Genomic DNA, 20,894 nt, shown 5'->3' on the forward strand with positions numbered 1-20,894 from the left:
GACGGAGGAGCTGGCGATTACTCAAATTCATTCCACGAACGACCATCGCGGGTGATCATCGCCACGGAGGCAACCGGCCCCCAGGTGCCCGCCTGATAAGGTTTCGGCGAATCGCGATCGGCAGCCCAGGCTTCGGTGATAGAATCGACCCACTTCCACGCCTCTTCCACTTCGTCGCGACGGACGAACAGCGCCTGGATACCGCGCATGGTCTCCAGCAGCAGACGCTCATAGGCATCCGCCAGATGGGTTTGATTAAAGGTTTCTGAGTAGCTCAGATCCAGCTTGGTGATTTGCAGATTGTGCTTATGGTCAAGGCCAGGAACTTTATTAAGTACCTGAATATCCACCCCTTCATCCGGCTGCAGACGAATGGTCAGCTTATTCTGCGGCAGCTCTTGCCAGGTCTCTTTGAACAGGTTGAGTTCCGGCGTTTTAAAGTACACCACAACTTCAGAACACTTGGTCGGCAGACGTTTACCGGTGCGCAGGTAGAACGGTACGCCCGCCCAGCGCCAGTTGTCGATATCGACGCGGATGGCCACGAAAGTTTCCGTATGGCTGGATTTATTCGCCCCCTCTTCTTCGAGGTAGCCAGGCACTTTTTTGCCCTGCGCGAAGCCGGCGGTGTACTGACCACGCACCGTTTTTTCACGCACGTTCGTGCGGTCGATGCGGCGCAGAGATTTCAGCACCTTCACTTTTTCATCGCGAATGCTGTCGGCGCTCAGATCCGACGGCGGGGACATGGCGATCATGCACAGGATCTGCAGCAGGTGGTTCTGGATCATGTCGCGCATCTGCCCGGCCTGATCGAAGTAACCCCAGCGACCTTCAATGCCTACCTCTTCCGCTACGGTGATCTCAACGTGATCGATGGTGCGGCTATCCCAGTTATTGACGAACAGCGAGTTAGCAAAGCGCAGCGCCAGCAGGTTCAACACCGTCTCTTTACCCAGATAATGGTCGATGCGATAGACCTGGCACTCCTCGAAGAACTCGCCCACCCGATCGTTAATCTCGCGGGACGTTTCAAGCGAGGTACCCAGCGGTTTTTCCATCACCACGCGGGCCGGCTTGGCGTTCAGCTTCGCTTCGCCCAGGCCTTTACAAATCGCGCCGAAGGTACTTGGCGGCATGGCGAAATAGTTGATCGTCACCCGCTCTTTCTGATCGAGCATTTTGCCCAGACGAGTAAACGCTTTGGTATCGTTGACATCCAGGTTACAAAAATCCAGACGCCCGCTCAGGGTCTCCCACAAACCTTCATCAATTTTCTCCTTCATGAAGGTTTCCATCGCTTCACGCACTACCTTGGTGTAAGCGTCTTTATCCCAGTCGGCACGCCCGACGCCGATGATGCGGGTGTCAGGGTGGATCTGGCCAGCTTTTTCAAGCTGATACAGGGAAGGCAGCAATTTACGTCGCGCCAGGTCACCCTTCGCGCCGAAAATGACCAGATCGCATGCCTGGGCCGTTTGCGTTACCGCCATGTCATTCTCCTTAGTTGATAGCCCGGTGCTTATGCCAGGCTATAGTTGTATTTGTAATTTTCTTTCACTGCATCGTACTGTGTTTACGAATTTCCCGAAACCCTCCGCTCCCGTTCCCGCGGCTAAATCGCACAGGCAGGAAAATATGGGCTGAGTTTTTGGGCATGCGGCTAGTATTGTTCGTTGTTTCGACCGATTATCAGTTAGTAAAATACGACTCTGATCATGTAATGAAAAAAAACAACATATTTTAAAGTCATTCCTCACCGTTTCCGACTACGGAGGGGTATATTCTTGCTAAAACGCCTGATGATTTCACCCATTAATGAAATCGTTTCCATTGATGAGCGCCTGATTACCCATGAATATGCTGGAAAAAATCCAGTCCCGACTGGAACACCTTAGCAAATCTGAACGCAAAGTGGCGGAAGTCATTCTTGCAACCCCCGCGCAGGCCATTCATTCAAGTATTGCTGCCCTGGCGCTGGAAGCCGGCGTCAGCGAGCCTACGGTCAACCGTTTCTGCCGCAGTCTGGAAACCCGCGGTTTCCCGGATTTCAAACTGCATCTGGCGCAAAGCCTGGCGCACGGTACCCTCTATGTTAACCGCAACGTCGATGAAGACGACAGCGTTGAGTCCTATACGGGTAAGATATTTGAATCGGCTATGGCCAGTTTAGATCAGGTCCATCATTCTCTCGATATGTCAGCGATCAACCGGGCAGTGGACCTTCTCACTCAGGCCAAGAAAATCGCCTTCTTCGGCCTGGGCTCATCGGCAGCCGTCGCCCACGATGCGATGAACAAATTTTTCCGCTTTAATGTGCCGGTGATTTATTCCGACGACATCGTCCTGCAACGCATGAGCTGTATGAACTGTAATGACGATGACGTGGTGGTGATTATTTCGCATACCGGCAGGACCAAAAGCCTGGTAGAGCTGGCGCAGCTGGCGCGCGAAAATGATGCGATGGTGATCGCCATTACTTCGCCGGGCACCCCGCTTTCCCGCGAGTCGACGCTGGCCATTACGCTGGATGTCCCGGAAGATACCGATATCTATATGCCAATGGTTTCCCGCTTAGCGCAGCTGACGGTGATTGACGTACTGGCAACCGGCTTTACCCTTCGTCGGGGAGCGAAATTCAGAGATAACTTGAAGAGGGTCAAGGAAGCGCTGAAGGAATCGCGCTTTGATAAAGAGCTCAGCTTACACAGTAATGACCAATAAAAGTAGAAACAAAGCAGTATCCTATTACAACGTCGGTAATGTTCCGGTATAGCGACTTTGCTCGCTGGCGCTACCGAATCCATGTTCACGCAACACCAAAGTTGTTTCAGTCAACGGAGTATTACATGTCCAGAAGGCTTCGCAGAACCAAAATCGTTACCACCTTAGGCCCGGCTACCGATCGCGATAACAACCTTGAAAAGGTTATCGCCGCAGGCGCTAACGTGGTACGTATGAACTTCTCTCACGGCACCGCGGAAGATCACCAGCTCCGTGCGGATAAAGTCCGTGAGATTGCGGCAAAACTGGGCCGTCATGTCGCTATTCTCGGTGACCTTCAGGGGCCGAAAATTCGCGTCTCTACCTTCAAAGAAGGCAAAATTTTCCTCAATATCGGTGATAAATTCCTGCTCGATGCGAACCTGGGTAAAGGCGAAGGCGATAAAGAAAAAGTCGGCATCGATTATAAAGGCCTGCCGGCTGACGTGGTTCCTGGCGATATCCTGCTGCTGGACGACGGGCGCGTGCAGCTGAAAGTCCTGGAAGTTCAGGGCATGAAAGTGTTCACCGAAGTCACCGTCGGCGGACCATTGTCTAACAACAAAGGTATCAACAAGCTGGGCGGTGGCCTCTCTGCCGAAGCGCTGACTGAAAAAGACAAAGCAGACATCATCACCGCCGCCAAAATCGGCGTCGACTATCTGGCCGTCTCCTTCCCGCGCTGCGGCGAAGACCTGAACTACGCGCGTCGTCTGGCGCGCGATGCGGGCTGCGATGCAAAAATCGTGGCCAAAGTAGAGCGTGCGGAAGCGGTATGCGATCAGGACGCGATGGATGACGTGATCCTGGCCTCCGACGTTGTTATGGTAGCCCGCGGCGACCTCGGCGTAGAAATTGGCGACCCGGAGCTGGTCGGTATCCAGAAAGCATTAATCCGCCGCGCTCGTCAGCTCAACCGCTCGGTCATTACCGCGACGCAGATGATGGAGTCGATGATCACCAACCCGATGCCAACCCGCGCCGAAGTGATGGACGTGGCGAACGCCGTGCTGGATGGTACCGACGCCGTCATGCTGTCTGCAGAAACCGCCGCGGGCCAGTATCCGTCTGAGACCGTTGCCGCGATGGCGCGCGTTTGCCTGGGCGCGGAAAAGATCCCCAGCCTCAACGTCTCTAAACACCGTCTGGACGTTCAGTTCGATAATGTTGAAGAAGCCATTGCGATGTCGGCTATGTACGCGGCCAACCACCTCAAGGGCGTCACTGCTATCATTACCATGACGGAATCCGGGCGTACCGCGCTGATGACTTCCCGTATCAGCTCCGGCCTGCCGATTTTCGCGCTGTCTCGCCACGAGCGTACGCTGAACCTGACTGCGCTGTATCGCGGTGTGACTCCGGTTTATTTCGATAGCGCAAGCGACGGCGTCGCCGCCGCGCACGATGCGGTAACGCTGCTGCGTGATAAAGGCTATCTGGTGACCGGTGACCTGGTTATCGTCACTCAGGGCGACGTAATGAGCACCATAGGCAGCACCAACACCACCCGTATTCTGACCGTCGAGTAATTTGCTGCGCCATAAAAAAACCTGCCGGCAGTTGTCGGCAGGTTTTTTTTTGCCCGCAGCGTCTACGCGGACTATTTCTTCTTCGGATACAGCTCTTTGCGCTTGTACGGTTCGATTTCGCCGGGTTTGCGCGTTTTGAGTAGTTTAAGGATCCACGTATACTGCTCGGTATGCGGCTTAACGAAAATCTCTACCTCTTCATTCATCCGTCGGGCAATGGTATTGTCGTCCGCTTCCAGCAGATCGTCCATCGGCGGGCGCACCAGCACCGTCAGGCGATGCGTTTCGCCATCGTAAACCGGGAACAGCGGGACAACCCGGGCGCGACATACTTTCATTAAACGACCAATTGCCGGGAGCGTCGCCTTGTAGGTGGCAAAGAAATCAACAAATTCACTGTGTTCGGCCCCGTGATCCTGATCCGGCAGATAGTAGCCCCAGTATCCCTGACGTACCGACTGAATAAAGGGTTTGATGCCGTCGTTGCGCGCGTGCATACGACCGCCGAAACGACGACGCACGGTATTCCAGACGTAATCGAATACCGGGTTGCCCTGGTTATGAAACATCGCCGCCATTTTTTGCCCGCCGGACGCCATCAGCATCGCCGGGATGTCCACTCCCCAGGCATGAGGAACCAGGAAGATCACTTTCTCGTTATTGCGCTGCATCTCATCGATGATTTCTTTGCCCTGCCAGTCGACGCGGGAAAGAATCCGCTGCGGATCGCACAGGCCTAACTCGGCCATCATCACCATCGCCTGCGGCGCGGAGGCATACATGGCATCAATTATTTCTTCACGTTCCTGCTCGCTTTTTTCCGGAAAGCAGTACAGCAGGTTAATTTGCGCCCGGCGGCGCGAACTCTTTGCCAGACGACCAACAAGACGCCCCAGTTTACCCAGGATCGGATCGCGGAAAGACGCGGGCGTCAGGGCAATTGCGCCGAAGGCAAAAACGCCGAACCACGCGCCCCAGTAGCGCGGCAGTAAAAAGGATTTTTCAAATTTTGGAATAAACTCAATATTATTTTTTTTCGTTTCCATGCCCAATCCGCAGAATTTCCGCTCAGTAAAGATAATGGGTTAGTTTAGCGATACGTGGAGTAACGTACAAAAGAAAAAGCCGGCGCGCAGAAGGCACCGGCTTTAACTGGCGTGAGGTTAGTCAAACCGCAGCTGCGGAATCACCTGTTTGGCCTGCGCCAGGAAATCGGTACGGTCGGAACCGCTGAGCCCTTCCGTACGCGGCAGTTTCGCCGTCAGCGGGTTGACCGCCTGCTGGTTGATCCACACTTCATAATGCAGATGCGGACCGGTCGAACGGCCGGTATTGCCCGACAGCGCGATGCGATCGCCGCGTTTCACCTTCTGCCCGGGTTTGACCAGCAGCTTACGCAGGTGCATATAGCGGGTGGTATAGGTACGACCGTGGCGGACGGCAACGTAATAACCTGCCGCACCGCTACGTTTAGCCACTACCACTTCGCCATCGCCAACCGAGAGCACTGGGGTGCCCTGCGGCATCGCAAAATCGACGCCACGATGCGGAGCGACGCGGCCGGTGACCGGGTTCAGACGACGCGGGTTAAAGTTTGATGAGACGCGGAACTGGCGGGCGGTCGGGAAACGCAGGAAGCCCTTCGCAAGGCCTGTACCGTTGCGATCGTAGAATTTGCCATCCTCAGCGCGGATCGCGTAATAGTCTTTGCCATCCGAACGCAGGCGTACGCCAAGCAGCTGGCTTTGCTCGCGCTTACCGTCCAGCATTTCACGCGACATCAGTACGGAAAACTCATCGCCTTTTTTCAGCTTACGGAAGTCCATCTGCCACTGCATGGCTTTGATCACCGCGCTAATTTCAGTGCTGGTCAGGCCGGCATCGCGAGCGCTGGCGACAAAGCTTCCGCCCACGGTACCTTTCAGTACGTTATTGACCCAGTCGCCTTTTTGCAGCTCGCTGCTCATTTTGAAACCGTTGGCCACCCGGTCGTAGGTGCGGGTTTCGCGGCGCGACATCTCCCAGGTCAGGCTTTGTAAATCGCCATCCGCCGTCAGCGTCCAGGAGAGCTGTTGGCCGATTTTCAGATTACGCAGCTCTTTATCCGCCGAGGAGAGCCGGGCGATATCGCCCATATCAATACCGTACTGATTAAGAATGCTGCTGAGCGTATCCCCGGTCGACACCACATATTCATGGCCGCCGGAATCGCTGTCCGCTTTATCATCCAGCTCATCCTGAGGGATGGCTTCTTCTTCCTGAGGCGCCTGATCGATAGGTTCCGAGGCCTCTGGCAGCAGAGAACGAATTTCGCTTTGTTCCAGCTCGATGGTTCTGGAGATGGGAGCCGTTTCGGGATGGTGGTAAATGTAGGGTCGCCAGACGGCGACCGCTAAGGTAAGAACGCTAAGCGACCCCAGCATAACGCGGTGAGGTCGTGGCAGATTGTTAAATGCCTGAGTGACAGCGCGGGCTATCTGTTGCACGTATTCACTTCCTCGTTATTCTCCTTTCAGGCAGCTTGAATACTGATTTGCCATCTGGCTCAGGAATTGCGGATAACTCTCTTTACCCAGCTTAATTCCGATTCCAAGTGGATCCAGGGTTCCCATGCGCACGGACGTCCCCCTGGCAACAGCTTCTATAACCGCTGGCCTGAACTGTGGCTCAGCAAAAACGCAAGTTGCTTTTTGCTCAACCAGCTGTGTTCTGATTTCGTGTAAACGCTGCGCACCAGGCTGGATTTCAGGGTTGACAGTAAAATGACCTAAGGAGGTCAAACCGTAGTGTTTTTCAAAGTAGCCGTAGGCGTCATGAAAAACGAAATACCCCTTCCCTTTCAGCGGTGCCAGCTCGGTCCCAACCTGCTTGTCGGTTGCGGCTAATTTTGCCTCAAAATCCTTCAGGTTGGCGTCAAGTTTGGCTCGACTCTGCGGCATAAGTTCCAATAATTTATCGTGGATTGCAACCGCCGAAAGGCGCGCTATCTCTGGGGAAAGCCATAGATGCATGTTATAGATGCCATGATGGTGATCGTCGTCACTATTTTCCCCGGCGCCATGATCGTGACCGTGATGGTCATCGTCGTCGTCGACGCCTTTCATGAGTAACGGTTTCACGCCGTCAAGCTCGGCAATCGTCACCTTTTTGTTCGGCGCAATGCTTTGCGTTGACTTATCCATAAACGCCTCCATCTCTGGACCAATCCAGACCACTAAGTCTGCGTTCTGTAAGCGTTTTGCATCCGATGGACGCAGTGAATAATCATGCTCCGATGCCCCGTCAGGCAGCAGTACCTGGGTCTCGGTTACCCCATCAGCAATGGCTGATGCTATAAAGCCCAGCGGTTTAAGCGAGGTGACGACCGCGGCGCTTGCCAGCGGTGCATGAGCGAACAAAAAAGCGGCGCTAAGTCCAGCGCAAAGAAGCGTATTTTTATGTAACATAATGCGTCTAATCATCGTAATGAATGAGAAAGATGTGATATTATAACATTCACTGGCTTGTGCAACCTCTAATTTGATATGACAAATCTTGTAACTCTGGAAAACGTCGCGGTCGTCTATGGCCAAAGGCGCGTGCTGTCTGACATTTCGCTCACGCTTAAGCCGGGCAAAATTTTAACTCTGCTGGGCCCCAACGGCGCCGGTAAATCGACCCTCGTCAGAGTCGTTCTTGGGCTGGTAGCACCTACAGAAGGGGTTATCAAACGCGAGGGACATCTGCGGATAGGCTATGTCCCGCAAAAGCTGCACCTTGATGCCACGATGCCGCTCACCGTCAGCCGCTTTATGCTGTTGCGGCCAGGAACGCACAAGCGCGACATACTGCCGGCGCTGAAGCGCGTGCAGGCCGGTCATCTGATTGACGCGCCTATGCAAAAGCTTTCCGGCGGCGAGACTCAGCGGGTACTTCTGGCGCGCGCGCTGCTCAATCAACCGCAGCTGCTGGTGCTTGACGAGCCAACGCAGGGCGTTGACGTGAATGGTCAGGTGGCGCTGTACGATCTGATTAATCAGCTGCGCCAGGAGCTTGATTGTGCCGTGCTGATGGTTTCCCACGACCTGCACCTGGTGATGGCGAAAACCGATGAAGTACTGTGTCTCAATCAGCATATCTGCTGCTCCGGCGCGCCGGAAGTGGTCTCCATGCATCCGGAATTTATCTCAATGTTCGGCCAGCGCGGCGCGGAACAGCTGGGTATTTATCGCCATCATCATAATCACCGCCACGACCTGCAGGGGCGGATTGTACTGCGTCGGGGAAATGACCGTTAATGATTGAATTACTGCTTCCCGGCTGGCTGGCCGGGATAATGCTCGCCTGTGCGGCGGGTCCGCTGGGATCGTTTGTCGTCTGGCGCCGCATGTCCTACTTTGGCGATACCCTGGCCCATGCCTCTCTGCTCGGCGTCGCTTTTGGTTTGCTGCTGAACGTTAATCCTTTTTATGCGGTCATCGTGGTGACGTTGCTGCTGGCGGGCGGGCTGGTATGGCTGGAAAAACGTCCTCATCTGGCGGTAGATACGCTACTCGGTATCATGGCCCACAGCGCGCTGTCTTTGGGCCTGGTGGTAGTCAGTCTGATGTCGAACGTGCGCGTCGATCTGATGGCCTATCTGTTTGGCGACCTGTTGGCGGTTACGCCGGAGGATTTAATATCCATCGCGATTGGCGTAGCGATCGTGCTGGCGATCCTGCTCTGGCAGTGGCGTAATATGCTATCGATGACTATTAGTCCGGATCTGGCCTTCGTTGACGGCGTTAAGCTACAAAGGGTTAAACTGCTGTTGATGCTGGTCACCGCGCTGACCATCGGCGTGGCGATGAAGTTCGTCGGGGCGCTGATCATTACGTCTTTGCTGATTATTCCCGCAGCCACGGCGCGTCGCTTTGCCCGTACGCCGGAGCAAATGGCGGGTATTGCGGTAGGAATGGGGATGATTGCCGTCACCGGCGGACTGACCTTTTCAGCGTTTTACGACACGCCAGCCGGGCCTTCCGTGGTGCTGTGCGCTGCGGTGCTGTTTATCATCAGCATGAGCAAGAAGCCGGCCGCCTGACGCTTATGCGCCCGCCTCAACCGCCATCAAAACTCGGCAGATTGCTATAGGGTCACAACTGTCTGCGGACTTTGTCGCCCGGCTGAGGCGTTCACGCCGCAAGCCGGGACATCAACCGCAATACCGCTTCAACGATTTCCCCGGCTTGCGCTGCGCTTAGCCGGGCTACCGACCCTTGCGGTCTGTTGTTTTAAACACCGACAAGGATTAAGGCATTTCAGGCGGCGTAATGCCAAAGTGGGTCCAGGCCCGTACCGTCGCCATACGTCCGCGCGGGGTGCGTTGTAGAAAACCTTGCTGAATCAGATACGGTTCCAGCACGTCCTCGATGGTTTCACGCTCTTCACCTATTGCCGCCGCCAGGTTATCCAGCCCAACCGGCCCGCCAAAGAATTTATCGATGACCGCCAGCAGCAGCTTACGGTCCATATAGTCAAATCCTTCGGCATCCACGTTGAGCATATCCAGCGCCTGAGCGGCAATATCCTCTGAGATACGTCCATCGTAGCGGACTTCAGCAAAATCGCGCACCCTGCGCAGCAGGCGGTTAGCGATTCGCGGCGTACCGCGCGCGCGACGCGCAACTTCCAGCGCTCCCTCTTCGCTCATCTCCAGCCCCATATAGCGAGCGCTGCGGCTGACGATATGCTGCAGGTCAGGGATCTGGTAGAACTCCAGGCGCTGGACGATACCGAAGCGGTCGCGCAGCGGCGAAGTCAGCGAGCCGGCGCGAGTGGTCGCGCCAATCAGGGTAAACGGCGGAAGATCGATTTTGATTGAACGCGCCGCAGGCCCTTCACCAATCATGATATCCAGCTGGTAATCTTCCATTGCCGGATACAGGACTTCTTCGACAACCGGTGAAAGGCGATGAATCTCGTCGATAAACAGAACGTCGTGTGGTTCAAGGTTGGTCAACATCGCCGCCAGATCGCCCGCTTTCTCCAGCACCGGGCCGGAGGTCGTGCGCAGGTTAACGCCCATTTCGTTAGCGACGATGTTCGCCAGCGTGGTTTTTCCCAGCCCTGGAGGACCAAAAATCAGCAGGTGATCGAGCGCGTCGCCGCGCAGTTTCGCCGCCTGGATAAAGATCTCCATTTGCGAACGGACGTGCGGCTGGCCTACATACTCTTCCAGCAGTTTGGGGCGGATTGCGCGGTCCGCCGCCTCTTCAAAGCCGCTGCTGTCTGCCGATACCAGCCTGTCTGCTTCTATCATCCCTTACCTCACAACGCGGCGCGGAGCGCTTCGCGAATTAGCGTTTCACTGTTGGCATCCGGACGCACGATTTTGCTGACCATCCGGCTGGCTTCCTGAGGTTTATAGCCCAGCGCCACCAGCGCAGCAACCGCTTCCTGTTCAGCATCATCGTCAGACGGCCCGGCCGGCGACGTCAGAACCAGATCGGCTGCCGGAGTGAACAGATCGCCGTGCAGTCCTTTGAAGCGGTCTTTCATCTCGACAATCAGGCGTTCCGCGGTTTTCTTACCGATCCCCGGCAGTTTGACCAGCGCCGCCAGCTCTTCACGCTCAACGGCATTGACAAACTGCTGAGCGGACATGCCGGAAAGGATTGCCAGCGCCAGTTTTGGACCGACGCCGTTAGTTTTAATCAGCTCTTTAAACAGCGTGCGCTCCTGCTTATTGTTAAAGCCATACAGCAGCTGCGCATCTTCACGAACGATAAAGTGGGTGAAAATGATCGCCTCTTTGCCCACGTCCGGCAGCTCATAGAAGCAGGTCATCGGCAGATGAACCTCATAGCCTACGCCTCCCGTTTCGAGTAAAACCAGCGGGGGTTGTTTTTCGAGAATAATGCCTCTGAGTCTGCCTATCACATGGAGCTCCTGGATTAAGGGCCGAAAGTCTAATGCGGTATCATAAAAAAAGGCTGGATAGATATCCAGATGAAAAACACGTAATTCCCGTACATCGGTGGGGCGCGAGCCTGGCTTGCGCTTTTATGCGCTCTTTTTACCCCGCACAAGGTAGATGATGTAGTGAATGACGCGTCTTTGACGACCCGACCCAACGACTTTCTGATGGTGGAAAGTTTCGCTTATTCGATAACCGCTGTTGATGAACTTTAGCGCTTCTTGTTCATCCGGGGTTTCCAGCATCAGCCTGTGCCTGCGGTGATAAATCCGATAAAGCGTCTGCGCAGGCCACTGACGAGAAATAGCGTAACGCTTACGGTATAAAAATAGCGTCAAAGTAATAAAAGCCACGATAACCCAGATTGCTATCAGACCCGGGAGCCGGCTGACGTTAAAAAAGAGAGCGTCACATGGTTTGGCAATAGCGGGTTTTCCCTGCACGATATTCATACAAAGTCTGTCTGCGGGCGGAGACCAGGCCTTTGCAACGTGATAGCGGTAGGAGTGACCGCCTGACAGCCAGGTAATATCATACTCAAAGAGCGCGGAACAATCTTCGCGTCCGCGAAATGTGGTGCAGGCGTCGGCCAGGCGCCGCTCTGCGCTGCTGACAGTGCGGGTATTGACGACTGTGCCGAAAACCGTCGAACTCTGATGGTAATACTGATATTCGGTCAGTAAATAATATCCACTGACGATAATTAGCAGCATAAAAAAGAGAGATTTCACCACCCGGATTTTCATCATTCAACTGACTATCCAACGCTATGCCGAATAATCTGCATCCTTACTCTTTTTAGTTAACGATGTCAGTGAGGAAAGTAAAACGCCCCGGGCAACAAGCGCCGGGGCGGTGTAGATTAGCGGAGGCGTCCGCGCGCCAGGTTCAGGCGACTTTCACTGATCTGAGCTGCGTTCTGGCTGACGTGGCAATGAGTGATGGCGATAGCTAAAGCATCCGCCGCATCCGCCTGTGGGTTGGCTGGAAGCTTGAGCAACGTGCGCACCATATGCTGCACCTGGCTCTTTTCCGCGCTGCCAATCCCGACAACGGTCTGCTTCACCTGCCTGGCGGCGTACTCAAAGACCGGCAGGTCCTGATTCGTCGCCGCGACGATGGCCACTCCGCGCGCCTGGCCGAGCTTCAGCGCCGAGTCGGCGTTTTTGGCCATAAAAACTTGTTCGATGGCGAAGTAGTCCGGCTGGAACTGGGTGATAATTTCCGTAACACCGGCATAGATAAGCTTCAGGCGGGACGGTAAATCATCCACTTTCGTGCGTATACAGCCGCTGCCGAGGTAGCTCAACTGGCGTCCAACCTGACGGATAACGCCATAACCAGTGACGCGCGACCCCGGGTCAATACCGAGAATAATAGCCATCACGCGCCCCCGGTCATAACTAACTCGTGAGACCCTAAAGATTTCAGTTCACAGCCAGGCGGCCACGCAGCGCATCCCCGGTCACGTAGATTCACTACGTGACCGGGGTAAGCGAGGAGCGCCAACACCGCTGTGGGCTGAAAGTGTACGGGTATCACAGGGTTGCGGCGACCTCATCAGAGATCTCGCCGTTATGATAAACTTCCTGCACGTCGTCGCAATCTTCCAGCATATCGATCAGACGCAGCAGTTTCGGCGCAGTTTCCGCGTCCATATCCGCTTTGGTTGACGGGATCATGGAGACTTCAGCGGCGTCCGCTTTCAGACCGGCAGCTTCCAGCGCATCGCGTACCGCACCCATCTCTTCCCAGGCGGTGTAGACGTCAATTGCGCCGTCGTCATAGGTCACCACGTCTTCCGCGCCCGCTTCCAGCGCCGCTTCCATGATCGCATCTTCATCGCCTTGCTCGAAGGAGATGACGCCTTTTTTGCTGAACAGGTAGGAAACGGAGCCGTCGGTGCCCAGGTTACCGCCGGTTTTGCTGAACGCGTGACGTACTTCAGCAACGGTACGGTTGCGGTTGTCGGACAGACATTCAACCATTACCGCCGTACCGCCAGGACCGTAACCTTCATAAATGATGGTTTCCATGTTCGCATCATCATCGCCGCCGACGCCGCGGGCAATAGCGCGGTTCAGGGTGTCACGGGTCATGTTGTTGCTCAGCGCTTTGTCGATCGCTGCGCGCAGACGCGGGTTTGAGCCCGCATCGCCGCCGCCAAGACGGGCCGCGGTGACCAGCTCGCGAATAATTTTCGTAAAGATCTTACCGCGTTTGGCATCCTGTGCCGCTTTGCGGTGTTTGGTGTTGGCCCATTTACTATGACCTGCCATAAAATAATATCTCCAAAAAAGCCTTTTTCCCGGCGCCTTTTAGCCCTCAGGAGCACTGGCTGCGTTGTTTCACACCCATTACCTACGCAAGTAAGCTCCGGGTGATATCCCAACTGGCCGCCTTCCTGATAACTAAAATTCTGGGGGAAATTAGTTGGCGTTAATTACAAATTCTTCAATCGCCTGCCGGTTGCTCCAGGACTTGGTCAACGTGGCGGCTTCCGTCGCATCAACCCAGCGATAGTCCAGATGTTCCGTAAAGACAATCTGGCGTTCATGGGGGAGCGCAAGACGGAACCAAAACTCCGTATTGCGCTCAACGCCCGGCGCATAGCGATGACGTAAATGAGAAAATATCTCGAACTCTACCGTTCGCTGACAATCAACCAAAGCCAGCTGCTCACAGGCAACGTCAATGGCGACCTCTTCCATTACTTCACGCGCGGCAGCTTGCGGCGCGGTTTCCCCCTCCTCCAGGCTGCCGGTAACCGACTGCCAGAAGGCGGGATCGTCGCGACGCTGCAACATCAGCACCCGCTTCGTATCTTCGGCATAAATCACCACCAGAACGGAAACGGGGAGCTTGAATGACATCTTACTTATTCTCCGGAGACTCTTTTGCCTCTTTCGCCACCACCTGAATACCGAGCTCGCTCAGCGATGCAGGATTTGCAAAGCTCGGGGCTTCGGTCATCAGGCAGGCCGCCGCCGTCGTTTTCGGGAAGGCGATAACGTCACGGATATTATCGGTGCCGGTCAGCAGCATGGTCAAACGGTCAAGGCCAAAAGCCAGACCCGCATGCGGTGGAGTACCGTATTTTAGCGCATCCAGCAGGAAGCCAAACTTCTCGCGCTGCTCCTGCTCGTTAATTCCCAGAATACCGAATACGGTCTGCTGCATCTCACCGCTGTGAATACGCACGGAACCGCCGCCAACTTCATAGCCGTTAATCACCATGTCGTAAGCGTTAGCTACCGCTTCTTCCGGCGCGGCTTTTAGCTCTGCGGCGGTCATATCTTTCGGCGAGGTAAACGGATGGTGCATCGCGGTCAGGCCGCCTTCACCGTCGTCTTCAAACATCGGGAAGTCGATCACCCACAGCGGCGCCCATTTCTCTTCATCGGTCAGGTTCAGATCTTTACCCAGCTTCAGACGCAGCGCGCCCAGCGCATCGGCAACCACTTTTTTGTTATCCGCGCCGAAGAAGATCATATCGCCATCCTGCGCGCCGGTGCGCTCAAGGATCGCTTCAACGATGTCGGCGTTGAGGAATTTAGCCACCGGGCTGTTGATACCTTCAAGGCCTTTAGCCCGTTCGTTGACTTTAATGTATGCCAGACCTTTGGCACCGTAGATTTGGACAAACTTACCGTATTCGTCGATTTGCTTACGGCTCAGCGCAGCGCCGCCAGGCACGCGCAGCGCGGCAACGCGGCCTTTGGCGTCGTTAGCCGGGCCCGCAAAGACGGCGAATTCCACCGCTTTCACCAGATCGGCGACGTCCACCAGCTCCATCGGGTTACGCAGGTCCGGTTTGTCAGAACCATAGCGGCGCTCGGCTTCGGCAAAGGTCATGATCGGAAAATCACCCAGATCCACGCCCTTCACTTCCTGCCACAGATTACGCACCAGCGCTTCCATCACTTCGCGCACCTGCGGGGCAGTCATAAAGGAAGTCTCGACGTCGATCTGGGTGAATTCCGGCTGGCGGTCAGCGCGCAGATCTTCGTCGCGGAAGCATTTAACAATCTGATAGTAGCGGTCAAAACCGGACATCATCAGCAGCTGTTTAAACAGCTGCGGAGACTGCGGGAGCGCGTAGAATTTGCCTTTATGCACACGAGAAGGCACGAGATAGTCGCGCGCGCCTTCCGGGGTCGCTTTGGTCAGCATCGGGGTTTCGATATCGAGGAAACCGTGGTCGTCCATAAAACGGCGAACGAGGCTGGTAATCTTCGCGCGGGTTTTCAGGCGCTGCGCCATTTCCGGACGACGCAGGTCCAGGTAACGGTATTTCAGACGCGCTTCTTCGGTGTTGACGTGGTTGGAATCCAGCGGCAGCGCTTCAGCACGGTTGATGATCGTCAGGTCGGTTGCCAGCACTTCAATGGCGCCGGTGGCCATATCATTATTGACGTTCTTTTCGTCACGCGCGCGCACGGTACCGGTGACCTGAATGCAGAACTCATTACGCAGTTCGGAGGCCAGCTTTAATGCATCCGCGCGATCCGGATCGAAAAACACCTGCACGATGCCTTCGCGGTCGCGCATATCAATAAAGATAAGGCTACCAAGATCACGACGACGGTTGACCCAACCACACAGAGTCACTTGCTGCCCTACGTGGGACAGACCGAGCTGTCCGCAATATTCTGTACGCATGAGATATCCCTTAACTTAGCCGCAGGCGGATTGTTGCCTGCCTTGCAGGCGACGAGGTCGCAGCTTTAGCTGATGTCACTACTGAATGAAAAAAGGCGGCTATTATACTGGAAATTATGCCGCACGATAAGCCCGGCGCAGCGCGCAGCGTTGCTTTGCTGTGCGCTTAGTGCCTGCACTCACAAAAATTAACAAAAATTGTTACCCTTGGGCAGAATCGGCAACGGTATTGTAGCGACCTGACCACCTGGAGAAGATACGGGGATATTATGTTAGAACTCAATGCAAAAAACACCGCGCTGGTCATTATTGACCTGCAGGAAGGTATTTTACCGTTTGCCGGCGGCCCTCATCGCGCTGATAAAGTGGTTGAGCGGGCCGCGAAGCTGGCGAAAAAGTGTCGCCAGCAGGGCGCCCCCGTAGTGATGGTTCGCGTCGGCTGGTCAGCGGATTTCGCCGAAGCGCTGAAACAGCCGGTCGATGCCGAGGCTGGCGCCCATACGCTACCGGAAAACTGGTGGACCTACCCGCTCGCGCTGGAAAAACAGGAAAGCGATATCGAAGTTACTAAACGTCAGTGGGGCGCTTTTTACGGCACTGACCTCGAGCTGCAGCTTCGCCGTCGCGGCATCGACACCATCATTCTGTGCGGAATATCCACCAACATCGGCGTCGAATCCACGGCGCGCAACGCCTGGGAGCTGGGATTTAATCTGATTCTGGTTGAAGATGCCTGCAGCGCGGCGTCGGCCGAACAGCATCAGGGCAGCATGACGCACATCTTCCCGCGTATTGCTCGCGTGCGCAGCACCGAGGAGGTACTTGCCGCCTTATGATCTATATTGGGCTTCCCCAATGGGCGCACCCGAAGTGGGTGCGCCTGGGTATCACCAGCCTTGAAGAGTATGCCCGCCACTTTAATTGCGTGGAGGGCAACACCACCCTGTACGCGTTACCAAAAGCGGAGATTGTCAGCCGATGGTATGAACAGACCCACGACGATTTTCGCTTCTGCTTCAAGTTTCCGGCCACCATTTCGCACCAGGCGGCGCTGCGCAACTGCGACGACTTAAGCCAGGAGTTTTTTACTCGTCTGGCGCCGCTGTCTTCGCGCATCGGCCAATACTGGCTACAGCTGCCGGCGACGTTTGGCCCCCGAGACCTTCCCGCCCTCTGGCACTTTCTTGATAGTCTGCCGCGTGAATTCACCTACGGCGTCGAAGTAAGGCATGCGGAATTTTTCGCCAAGGGGGAAGCGGAACAGCAGCTTAATCGCGGCTTGCATCAGCGAAACGTCAACCGCGTTATCCTCGATAGCCGCCCGGTTCACAGCGCCATCGCCCGCAGTCAGGCAATGATCGAAGCGCAAAACAAAAAGCCCAAAGTCCCCGTCCATGCGCTGGTGACGGCCCGGCACCCGATGGTGCGCTTTATTGGCAGCGACGATATGGCGCAAAATCGCGAGCTTTTTAGCGTGTGGATAAGGACGCTGCCAAAATGGGCGCAAACCACAACGCCCTACCTGTTCCTCCACACACCGGATATCGCCCAGGCTCCGCAGCTGGTCGATATCCTGTGGAGCGATCTGCGCGCCGCCCTACCGGAAATAGGTGATGCGCCGTCAATTCCGCAGCAAACCTCTCTTTTCTGATATCCTGCTATCCTCAACTGAGCCACCGGATGGAATAAAAGGGAGTTTTGAGTATGGTCAGCGCGCTGTATGCGGTTTTAGGTGCGTTATTGCTAATAAAGTTTTCTTACGATGTCGTACGCCTGAGGACGCAATATCGCGTTGGCTACGGCGACGGTGGTTTTAGCGAGCTGCAGGTTGCTATTCGCGTGCACGGCAACGCGGTGGAATACGTTCCCATTGGCCTGATACTGCTGCTGTTTATGGAAATGAACGGCGCGCAAACCTGGATGGTCCACGTCTGCGGTATTTTGCTGATTGTCGGGCGCCTGATGCACTCTTATGGTTTCCATCATCGCCTGTATCGCTGGCGCCGCTCCGGCATGAGCGCGACGTGGTGTTCATTGTTGCTGATGGTGCTGGCGAACTTCTGGTATATGCCCTGGGAGTTGGTTTTCTCCGTCCGTTAGCGCACAATACGCCGTTTTCGATTTTTCGGGTTTAACGTTATGTCTCACCGCGATACGCTTTTTTCCGCGCCGATTGCCAGTCTCGGCGACTGGACCTTTGATGAACGGGTTGCTGAAGTCTTCCCGGATATGATCCAGCGCTCTGTTCCCGGCTATTCCAACATTATTTCAATGATCGGCATGCTGGCGGAACGTTTCGTTCAGCCGGATACCCAGGTTTACGATCTCGGCTGCTCGCTTGGCGCAGCCACGCTGTCCGTGCGCCGCAACATTGCCCATGCCGGCTGTAAAATTATCGCCGTTGATAACTCACCGGCGATGGTCGAACGCTGCCGTCGCCATATTGACGCCTATAAAGCGCCGACGCCGGTCGAAGTTATTGAAGGCGATATCCGTCACGTCACTATCGAAAATGCTTCGATGGTGGTGCTGAATTTCACCATTCAGTTTCTCGAGCCGGGCGAACGCCAGGCCATTCTTGATAAGGTTTATCAGGGGCTGAATCCGGGCGGTGCGCTGGTGCTATCGGAAAAATTCAGCTTCGAGGATGACAACGTCGGCGAACTTCTGTTCAACATGCATCACGACTTCAAGCGCGCCAACGGCTACAGCGAGCTGGAAATCAGCCAGAAGCGCAGCATGCTGGAAAACGTCATGCTCACCGATTCCGTGGAAACCCACAAAGCCCGCCTGCGCAAGGCCGGTTTCGAACATGCCGAATTGTGGTTCCAGTGCTTTAACTTCGGATCGTTAATCGCCGTAAAATCCGGGGAACCGGCATGATTGATTTCAGCAACTTTTATCAATTGATTGCCAAAAGCCCGCTGTCACACTGGCTGGAGACGCTACCCGCTCAGGTCGCGGCCTGGCAACGTGAAGCGCTGCACGGCAAATACCGGGAGTGGGAACGGGCCGTCGAGTTTCTGCCCGAGTTTGCGCCCTACCGCCTCGACCTGCTGCATAGCGTCACCGCCGAGAGCGAAACGCCGCTCGGTGAAGGCCAGCGCCTGCGCATTGAAAACCTGCTGAAGAATCTGATGCCCTGGCGTAAAGGGCCCTTCTCCCTTTACGGCGTGAATATCGATACCGAATGGCGTTCCGACTGGAAGTGGGAGCGCGTACTGCCGCACCTTTCCGACCTGACCGGACGGACTATTCTTGATGTCGGCTGCGGCAGCGGATATCACATGTGGCGGATGATTGGCGCAGGCGCTCATCTGGCGGTAGGCATCGATCCCACCCAACTGTTCCTTTGCCAGTTTGAAGCCGTACGTAAACTGCTGGGCAACGACCAGCGGGCGCATCTGCTGCCGCTGGGAATTGAACAGCTTCCGGCGCTGAACGCCTTTGATACCGTTTTTTCGATGGGCGTGCTATACCATCGTCGTTCCCCGCTCGATCACCTTTGGCAGCTAAAAGATCAGCTGGTTCCCGGCGGCGAGCTGGTGCTGGAGACGCTGGTCGTTGAAGGCGACGAAAATACCGTGCTGGTGCCGGGCGATCGCTATGCGCAGATGCGCAACGTCTACTTTATTCCCTCTGCCGCCGCGCTGAAGCAGTGGCTGGAGAAGTGCGGATTTGTCGATGTACGCATCGTCGATGCGTGCGTGACCTCGACCGAAGAGCAGCGCCGCACCGAGTGGATGACCACCGAGTCGCTGGCCGACTTCCTCGATCCCGAGGACAGTAGCAAAACCCGCGAAGGCTATCCCGCCCCGCTGCGCGCGGTGATTATTGCCACCAAACCGGAAACGGAACAGTCTCTGGCAGCGAAAAAACGTGCCGACAAGCGGGCCGGTTGACGCGTTTTTAGCATAAAAAAAGGCCCCTGTTTAATGGGCAGGGGCCTGGTACGGGCAATCATCATATTGGGCGACATGATGTGCAGCAAAAAACGGTTTATCCCCGTCATACTTCAAGTTGCATGTGCGCTGGCTTTGTTACTCGGCTCATCCATGAGCCTCGCCCTTACGGGCCGCCGGGATACGGCGTTCAAATCTGTTCCAGACAGATTTGTCGCTCACCCCAGTCACTTACTTGAGTAAGCTCCTGGGGTTTCCCTGCGTCGCCGCCTTCTCGCAACTCGAATTATTTAGGGTTTTAATCTCTCTGTGCGGAAATAATCTTCTTCATTTCCGCTACCGCTTCGCCATTGACGGCGTAGCGTAAGTATTCATCAGCATCGGCATCCGTAGACATCGACAACCCGGGATTACGAAAGCGCATCGGGGACGGTAGCCACTGGCCTGCCGAGCTGTGGACCTCTTTTACCCCAGCCTGCAAAAACAGCGGCAGGTTGGCGGCACGCACTCCTGCGCCGGCCATAATAATAGGAGTGTCGCTTTGGGAAATAAGTTCCCTGATTAATGAAATTCCTTTTTCGGCTGATGGCTGCTGGCCCGAAGTCAGGATCCGCTGAACGCCGAGCTCAGCCAGCTCAACGCTGGCCTGGCGCGGGTTGGCGCACATATCAAAGGCACGGTGAAAGGTGACGGCCATCGTTCCCGCCGCCGCCATTATTTTTTTCATTCGCGCCCTATCTACCTGACCGTCGGCGTCCAGGATGCCGATCACCATGCCGGGAAAGCCGAGATCTCTCACCGCAGCCACATCATCAAGCATTGCGGCAAATTCGCCAGCGGTATAGCAAAAGTCACCGCCGCGCGGACGAATAATTGGATGAACGGGGATGGTCACCGACTCACGCACCGTTTTAAGGACGCCCAAGGAAGGCGTAAGCCCTCCCTCCTGCGGCGCGGCGCATAGCTCGATGCGGTCGGCGCCGCAGCGCTGGGCTTCCAGCGCGCACTCCATGCTGTAACAGCAGACTTCCAGTAAGGTCATTCTTCTCTCCGTCGATATGGCAGACACGACAGAATGTCACGATTTCTTCCGACAGACGC

Annotated in this window: 21 protein-coding genes; 9 read left to right on the forward strand and 12 right to left on the reverse strand. The window is 55.5% G+C overall.

From position 1 onward, the window contains the following. Positions 1-17: 17 nt before the first annotated feature. Complete coding sequence (gene zwf / locus ABLV11_RS03405) at positions 18-1,493, reverse strand: glucose-6-phosphate dehydrogenase (protein ID WP_004103371.1); 1,476 nt, start codon at positions 1,491-1,493, stop codon at positions 18-20. Between the two features lie 361 nt (positions 1,494-1,854). Here zwf and ABLV11_RS03410 point away from each other — a divergent pair, with 361 nt between their 5' ends. Further along, positions 1,855-2,724, forward strand: coding sequence for a MurR/RpiR family transcriptional regulator (locus ABLV11_RS03410; protein WP_004103378.1), 870 nt, complete (start codon positions 1,855-1,857; stop codon positions 2,722-2,724). Between the two features lie 125 nt (positions 2,725-2,849). Continuing rightward, positions 2,850-4,292, forward strand: a complete 1,443-nt coding sequence (gene pyk / locus ABLV11_RS03415) for a pyruvate kinase (protein WP_004103379.1) — start codon at positions 2,850-2,852, stop codon at positions 4,290-4,292. Positions 4,293-4,363: 71 nt separating this feature from the next. Here pyk and lpxM read toward each other — a convergent pair whose 3' ends face one another. From lpxM to znuA, 3 genes are all read right to left on the reverse strand, one after another. Further along, entirely contained in the window at positions 4,364-5,338 is a 975-nt protein-coding gene (gene lpxM / locus ABLV11_RS03420) for a lauroyl-Kdo(2)-lipid IV(A) myristoyltransferase (RefSeq protein WP_126489278.1), read from the reverse strand. A 117-nt stretch (positions 5,339-5,455) separates the two neighbouring features. Continuing rightward, positions 5,456-6,778 carry a murein DD-endopeptidase MepM gene (gene mepM / locus ABLV11_RS03425; RefSeq protein WP_004113780.1) on the reverse strand — a complete coding sequence of 441 codons (1,323 nt, stop codon included), beginning with the start codon at positions 6,776-6,778 and terminating at the stop codon, positions 5,456-5,458. A 15-nt stretch (positions 6,779-6,793) separates the two neighbouring features. Beyond that, the gene (gene znuA / locus ABLV11_RS03430) at positions 6,794-7,738 is read right to left on the reverse strand and encodes a zinc ABC transporter substrate-binding protein ZnuA (RefSeq protein WP_016808309.1); all 945 of its coding nucleotides are present in this window, start codon (positions 7,736-7,738) and stop codon (positions 6,794-6,796) included. A 78-nt stretch (positions 7,739-7,816) separates the two neighbouring features. Between znuA and znuC the strand changes: the two genes are divergently transcribed. Both znuC and znuB read left to right on the forward strand, forming a co-directional pair. Further along, positions 7,817-8,569 carry a zinc ABC transporter ATP-binding protein ZnuC gene (znuC, locus tag ABLV11_RS03435; RefSeq protein WP_004103383.1) on the forward strand — a complete coding sequence of 251 codons (753 nt, stop codon included), beginning with the start codon at positions 7,817-7,819 and terminating at the stop codon, positions 8,567-8,569. Continuing rightward, positions 8,569-9,354 (forward strand): zinc ABC transporter permease subunit ZnuB, encoded by a 786-nt coding sequence (znuB, locus tag ABLV11_RS03440; RefSeq protein ID WP_126489279.1) that lies wholly within the window; start codon positions 8,569-8,571, stop codon positions 9,352-9,354. Before znuC ends, znuB begins: the two co-directional genes overlap by 1 nt. A gap of 207 nt (positions 9,355-9,561) precedes the next feature. On the opposite strand, the gene ruvB is transcribed toward znuB, so the two are convergent. From ruvB to aspS, 7 genes are all read right to left on the reverse strand, one after another. Then, a complete protein-coding gene (gene ruvB, locus ABLV11_RS03445; RefSeq protein WP_004103386.1) occupies positions 9,562-10,572 on the reverse strand; it encodes a Holliday junction branch migration DNA helicase RuvB in 1,011 nt (336 codons plus the stop codon). A gap of 8 nt (positions 10,573-10,580) precedes the next feature. Beyond that, entirely contained in the window at positions 10,581-11,192 is a 612-nt protein-coding gene (gene ruvA / locus ABLV11_RS03450) for a Holliday junction branch migration protein RuvA (RefSeq protein WP_004103390.1), read from the reverse strand. A 123-nt stretch (positions 11,193-11,315) separates the two neighbouring features. Then, positions 11,316-11,978: a hypothetical protein gene (locus ABLV11_RS03455; RefSeq protein WP_004103392.1), complete on the reverse strand. Its 663-nt coding sequence runs from the start codon at positions 11,976-11,978 to the stop codon at positions 11,316-11,318. 113 nt (positions 11,979-12,091) lie between these two features. Then, positions 12,092-12,613, reverse strand: coding sequence for a crossover junction endodeoxyribonuclease RuvC (gene ruvC / locus ABLV11_RS03460; RefSeq protein ID WP_004113791.1), 522 nt, complete (start codon positions 12,611-12,613; stop codon positions 12,092-12,094). Between the two features lie 154 nt (positions 12,614-12,767). Further along, a complete protein-coding gene (locus tag ABLV11_RS03465) occupies positions 12,768-13,508 on the reverse strand; it encodes a YebC/PmpR family DNA-binding transcriptional regulator (RefSeq protein ID WP_004103396.1) in 741 nt (246 codons plus the stop codon). A 150-nt stretch (positions 13,509-13,658) separates the two neighbouring features. Continuing rightward, a complete protein-coding gene (nudB, locus tag ABLV11_RS03470) occupies positions 13,659-14,102 on the reverse strand; it encodes a dihydroneopterin triphosphate diphosphatase (RefSeq protein WP_004103398.1) in 444 nt (147 codons plus the stop codon). A gap of 1 nt (position 14,103) precedes the next feature. Then, positions 14,104-15,891 carry an aspartate--tRNA ligase gene (gene aspS / locus ABLV11_RS03475; RefSeq protein WP_105890458.1) on the reverse strand — a complete coding sequence of 596 codons (1,788 nt, stop codon included), beginning with the start codon at positions 15,889-15,891 and terminating at the stop codon, positions 14,104-14,106. Between the two features lie 269 nt (positions 15,892-16,160). On the opposite strand from aspS, the gene ABLV11_RS03480 reads away from it, so the two are divergent. From ABLV11_RS03480 to cmoB, 5 genes are read left to right on the forward strand one after another with little or no spacing between them, the layout of a single operon-like run. Next, entirely contained in the window at positions 16,161-16,727 is a 567-nt protein-coding gene (locus tag ABLV11_RS03480) for a hydrolase (protein WP_023321226.1), read from the forward strand. Further along, positions 16,724-17,542, forward strand: a complete 819-nt coding sequence (locus tag ABLV11_RS03485) for a DUF72 domain-containing protein (protein WP_024274404.1) — start codon at positions 16,724-16,726, stop codon at positions 17,540-17,542. The genes ABLV11_RS03480 and ABLV11_RS03485 overlap by 4 nt, the downstream gene beginning before the upstream one ends. A 53-nt stretch (positions 17,543-17,595) precedes the next feature. Continuing rightward, positions 17,596-17,991: an MAPEG family protein gene (locus tag ABLV11_RS03490; RefSeq protein WP_004103403.1), complete on the forward strand. Its 396-nt coding sequence runs from the start codon at positions 17,596-17,598 to the stop codon at positions 17,989-17,991. A gap of 39 nt (positions 17,992-18,030) precedes the next feature. Next, complete coding sequence (gene cmoA / locus ABLV11_RS03495) at positions 18,031-18,774, forward strand: carboxy-S-adenosyl-L-methionine synthase CmoA (RefSeq protein ID WP_004103405.1); 744 nt, start codon at positions 18,031-18,033, stop codon at positions 18,772-18,774. After that, the gene (gene cmoB / locus ABLV11_RS03500; protein WP_004113808.1) at positions 18,771-19,793 is read left to right on the forward strand and encodes a tRNA 5-methoxyuridine(34)/uridine 5-oxyacetic acid(34) synthase CmoB; all 1,023 of its coding nucleotides are present in this window, start codon (positions 18,771-18,773) and stop codon (positions 19,791-19,793) included. The genes cmoA and cmoB overlap by 4 nt, the downstream gene beginning before the upstream one ends. 298 nt (positions 19,794-20,091) lie before the next feature. Here cmoB and cutC read toward each other — a convergent pair whose 3' ends face one another. Further along, on the reverse strand, positions 20,092-20,835 hold the full coding sequence (gene cutC, locus ABLV11_RS03505) for a copper homeostasis protein CutC (RefSeq protein WP_224250537.1): 744 nt from the start codon (positions 20,833-20,835) through the stop codon (positions 20,092-20,094). Between the last annotated feature and the right edge of the window lie 59 nt (positions 20,836-20,894).

The organism is Klebsiella sp. GW_Kp181 (assembly GCF_040062315.1).
GTDB classification, from domain to species: Bacteria; Pseudomonadota; Gammaproteobacteria; order Enterobacterales; family Enterobacteriaceae; genus Klebsiella; species Klebsiella oxytoca.